Annotated in this window: 4 protein-coding genes; 2 read left to right on the top strand and 2 right to left on the bottom strand. The window is 73.6% G+C overall.

Annotation, left to right across the window (positions count from 1 at the left end; genetic code table 11):
- A partial coding sequence (locus KS423_RS38610) for a tetratricopeptide repeat protein (RefSeq protein WP_224284403.1) occupies positions 1 to 2,056 on the top strand: 2,056 nt, incomplete at its 5' end.
- Between the two features lie 118 nt (positions 2,057 to 2,174).
- Here KS423_RS38610 and KS423_RS38605 read toward each other — a convergent pair.
- Positions 2,175 to 3,437, bottom strand: a complete 1,263-nt coding sequence (locus tag KS423_RS38605; protein WP_224284402.1) for a serine hydrolase — start codon at positions 3,435 to 3,437, stop codon at positions 2,175 to 2,177.
- A gap of 338 nt (positions 3,438 to 3,775) precedes the next feature.
- Here KS423_RS38605 and KS423_RS38600 point away from each other — a divergent pair, with 338 nt between their 5' ends.
- Entirely contained in the window at positions 3,776 to 4,660 is an 885-nt protein-coding gene (locus KS423_RS38600; RefSeq protein WP_374120111.1) for an alkaline phosphatase family protein, read from the top strand.
- 15 nt (positions 4,661 to 4,675) lie between these two features.
- Here KS423_RS38600 and KS423_RS38595 read toward each other — a convergent pair.
- Positions 4,676 to 4,857 (bottom strand): hypothetical protein (locus KS423_RS38595; RefSeq protein WP_374120110.1); only part of this gene is annotated, 182 nt, incomplete at its 5' end.

Here is a 4,857-nt window from a genome sequence, read left to right as displayed (position 1 = left end):
CCCGCGCGAAGCCGCCCGCCCGGACGCCCCACGCGCCGACGCCCCGGCGACGGCCCCCGCCGAGACCGGCCAGAGCGCCCTCGCGCTGCCCCGCGACATCGCCGACTTCACCGCCCGGGAGGACGCCCTCGCCCTGCTCGACCGCCTGGCCGAGGACGAGCAGCCGGCCCACCCGCGCGTGGTGCTGATCAGTGGTCAGCCCGGCCTCGGCAAGACCTCCTTCGCCCTGCACGCCGCCCACGCCCTGGCCCCGCGCTTCCCGGACGGCCAACTCTCGCTGGACCTCGGCGGGATGTCCCCGCAGCCGCTGTCCGCCCGGGACGCGCTCGGCCAGGTGCTGCGCGCCCTGGGCGTCGCCGACGCCGCGGTGCCCGCCGGGACGGAGGAACGGGCGGGCCTCTACCGGGCGCTGGTCCGTGAGCGGCGGCTCGTGCTGGTGCTGGACAACGCCGCCGACGAGAGCCAGGTGCGCCCGCTGCTGCCCGGTTCCGGCCCGGCCGTGACCATCCTGACCAGCCGCAACGTGCTGCCCGGACTGGAGTCGGTGCACCGGCTGAACCTGGACGTGCTGTCCCCGGCCGAGGCGGCCGTCCTGCTGGCCCGGATCGCCGGCCGCGAGCGGATCGAGGCCGCACCCGACGCCACCGCCGAGCTGGCCAGCCTCTGCGGCTACCTGCCGCTCGCGCTGCGGATCGCCGGGCAGCGCCTGGTCGCCCGTCCGCAGCAGCCGGTCGCCCACCTGGTGCGCCAGCTCGCCGCCGAGGAGAACCGGCTGGACCTGCTGGAGACGGGCGACCTGGCCGTCCGCCCGGCCTTCGAACTGTCCTATCGGCGGCTGCCCGCCGAGTCCCAACTCGTCCTCCGGCGCTGCGCGTTGACCGCCGGGCAGGACTTCACCGCGGAGATCGCCGCGGCCTACGCGGGCCGGTCGGCGGCCCGCACCGAGCTGGTGCTGGAGCAGCTCGTCGACGCCGGACTGATGCAGCCGGCCACCTCGGACCGCTACCGCCTGCACGACCTGGTGCGGCTCTACGCGGGCGAGCGGCTGGCCGCCGACGAGACGGCCCAGGAGCTGGCCGAGGCCCGTACCGGGGCCGGCCGCCGGATCCTCGGCCGGGCGGCCGCCTACGGACTGCGTTTCGACCCCGACCACGCCACGGACGGGACCGGCACCGGCGGGTCCGCAACCGCGCACCTCACCGAGGCGGCCGCCTGGCTGGAGTACGAGCACCCGGAGTGGCTGGCCGCCCTGCACCAGGCACAGCAGGCCGGCCGGTACCAGGAGGTGGTGGACACCGCCGAGGCGATGCACTGGTTCTCCGACCGGCTGCTGAGCTGGGGCATCTGGGCCGAGGTGTTCCAGCTCTCGGTGGACGCCGCCCGCGCGATCGGGGACAGGCAGGTCGAGGCGGTGCACGTCAACTACCTGGCCTGGACGTACGTCACCTGCCTGCACCGCTACCGGCGCGGCGTCGAACTGGCCACCGAGGGGCTGGAGCTGGCCCGCGCCGTGGGCGACCGGGAGCAGGAGGGCTGGGCCCTCACCTATCTCGCCTCGGGCCTGCGCTACCTCCAGCGCTACCGCGAGGCGACCGACGCCTTCCACCGGGCGGCGGACGCCTTCGCCGGGGTCGCCAACCGGTCGGCGATGATCGGCCGGCTGGTCACCCTGCGGGGCGCCGCCAACTGCCTGCGGGAGTCCGGCCGGGCCGAGGAGGCGGCGGATTCGCGCCGGCGGGCCCTGGCCGGGGCGCTGGAGCTGGTGGAGCGCTGGTCCTCGCCGCTGATCCACCTGCTCGCGGCCATGACCGCGCACGAACTCGGCCTGGACCGCGCGGCGTTGAAGCGCTGGCCGGCTGCCGAGAAGGCCTACCGGCAGGCCCTGGTGCACTTCGAGGCGGTGGGCCGCCCGGACAGCATGACCAAGACGCTGACCGAACTGGGCACCGCGCTGATCGAGCAGGGCCGCGCCGAGGAGGCCCGCGAGCTGCTCACCGAGGCGCTCACCGACCTGAGTGCGGAGGGCCCCCGCTCGGCGGGCGCCGGCCGGCACTGAACGGCGCTCGACGAGACCGCGCCCGGTGGCCGACCCGGTCCGGTAGCGGCCCGCGGCGCCCGGCCATGACAGTGCCCGCCCCGGTCGAACCGGAGGCGGGCACGGGCCGATCGGCCGGTCAGATCCGGGTGTCCTCCACCACCGGCAGCGAGTCGACCGGGACGGAGGCCGGCGCGAAGGCCGTCCGCGGGGCGACGGCGGGCTGCTTGCCGCAGAAGGCCGGCTCCAGGGTGTTCATCAGCCCCTGGGTCACCGAGCCGTTGTTGGAGGCGTTGGCGAAGACCACCACGCTGCGCCGCCCGTCCGGGGTGGTGAAGGACTGGCTGTTGAAGCCCTGCACGATGCCGCCGTGGCCGTACACGTCCCCGCAGGAGAGCGAGATGCGGCGCAGGCCCAGGCCGTAGGCGATCTTCGCGGTGGGGGTGGGCAGGGCGGCGGTCATCTGCTGGAGCGAGGCGTCCGAGACGAGCCCGCCGCTGCTGCCGGCCATCAGCGCGCCGAGGAAGCGGTCGAGGTCCTCGGCGGTGGAGATGACGGCTCCGGCGGCCCACACCCAGGAGCCGGTCTGCTCGGTGGAGTCCAGCAGCGGCCTGCTGCGGTCGTCGTTGGTGAGGTAGCCGGTGACGTGGGCGCCGCGGATCTCCTGGGTGGGCACCACGAAGGAGGTCCTGCGCAGGCCGAGCGGCCGGATGATGCGATCGTCCAGCACCTCCGGGTACGGCCGACCGGTGAGGTGCTCGATCGCCAGGCCCATCAGCACGTAGTCGGTGTTGGAGTAGGAGTAGCGGCTGCCGGGGGTGTACTGCACGCCGTGCCCGACCGACATCGCCACCAGCTCGCGCGGGTCGTAGACCTTGGTGCGGATGCGCGCCTCGAACGCGCTGGTGGTCTCCTCACCGGCCTGCTCCAGCAGGTCGTTGGTGTGGTCGTAGACGCCGGCCCGGTGCTCCAGCACCTGGCGGCCCGTCATGGTCCAGGCCTCCGGCAGGGTGCCCTCGGGCAGGTACTCGCGCAGCGGCCGGTCGAGGTCGATCCGGCCCTCCTGCGCCAGCTGCATCACGAGAACGGCGGTGAACATCTTGCTGTTGCTGCCGACCCGGAACCTCCACGAGGAGTTCATCGGGGTCCCGTCCAGGTCGGCCAGGCCGACGCTCACCGAGCGGGTCCGGTCGGCGCCGCCGTGGTCGCGGATCACCGCGAAGGCGCCCGGGGCACCGGCTGTCGTGGAGGCCTGGAGGGCGGCGCGCACACCGGCGAGGTCGGGGGCGGGCGCGTCGGTGGTGTCCTGGCCGGCCGCCGCGGCGGGCAGGGCACCGGTCGCCACCAGGACGGCGCCGGCGGCGGCCACCGCGAGCGGACGCAGAAGGCTGGTCTTCGCCATGTTCCTCGGTTCTCTCGTCAGCTGACGCAGTGTCCGACCGCGCCGTTCGGAGATCACTATCACCGGCCCGGGCGGTTGGTGGCAATGTGAACAGGTTCGCCCGAATTTCCCGTTGTCGGTGGCGAGTTCGGCGGTCGCACCGTTCGTTTCCCGCTCCGGGGCCAAGGTTTCACCTGCCGTCGTCTACCCGCGTCGACGGACGCGCCCCATGCTGTTCGGGCGCTTTCGCGCACTCCGGCGCGCTCCGGTGTTCCCCTCGCCGACCACGGAGGCACCTCCCGTCCCGGGCCCGGCTCACCGGGCCGTCTCCCACCCGAGGAATTGTCATGACTTCGTCCATGAAGCCCCTGAACCCCCGCTCCCGCCGCACCGCCACCGCGATCGGTTCGGCCGTCGCCCTGGTCGCCGCCTCCGCCGGCCTCTGGGCGGCCACCGCCACCACCGCCCAGGCCGCCGCGCTGCCCACGCCCGACCACATCGTCGTCGTGGTGATGGAGAACCACGCCTACACCCAGGTCATCGGCAGCAGCAGCGCCCCGTACATCAACAACACCCTGAAGGCGGGCGGCGCCAACCTCACCCAGTCCTTCGGCATCACCCACCCGAGCGAGCCGAACTACTACGCGCTGTTCTCCGGTTCCACCCAGGGCACCGTCGACGACAGCTGTGTGACGGTCGGCGGCTTCCAGGCCGCCAACCTCGCCTCCGAGGTCATCGCCGCCGGCAAGACCTGGGCCAGCTACAACGAGTCCCTGCCCAGCCAGGGCAGCACCGTGTGCAGCAGCGGCAGCTACGCCCAGAAGCACAACCCGTGGTTCGGCTTCGGCAACGTCCCGCTCAGCTCGGCGAAGACCTTCGCCCAGTTCCCGACCGACTACAGCACCCTGCCGAACGTCTCCTTCGTGGTGCCGAACCTCTGCAGCGACATGCACGACTGCTCGGTCGGCACCGGCGACACCTGGATCAAGAACAACCTCGGTGCGTACGCCGCCTGGGCCCAGACCCACAACAGCCTGCTGGTCGTCACCTTCGACGAGGACAACAAGCTGTCCGGCAACCGGATCCCGACCGTGATCTACGGCGCCCACGTGACGCCCGGCAGCAGCAGCTCCACCACCTACAACCACTACAACGTGCTGCGCACCCTGGAGGACCTGTCCGGCGCCACCGGCCACGCGGGCAACGCGGCCTCCGCCGCCGACATCACCGGCATCTGGAACTGAGCCACGTCACGGTGATCAGGGCTTGACCCGAGCCTGAGCCCGGGCCGGTGGCCGCTCGGCCGTCGGTTCGGGCGCGGTGTCGGAGGTGGTCCCGGTCACGGCCGAGGGCCGCGCGCCGTGCCTGCGCACCCCGGGCACCGCCGCCGTGCCCGCGCAGACCAGCGTCACCAGCGCCGCGGCCGCCAGCAGCGGCACCC

This window comes from Streptomyces sp. LS1784 (assembly GCF_020103755.1).
Lineage (GTDB): Bacteria > Actinomycetota > Actinomycetes > Streptomycetales > Streptomycetaceae > Kitasatospora.
The sequence above is the reverse complement of the archived record's forward strand: the minus strand, read 5'-3'. Positions and strand labels throughout refer to the sequence as shown.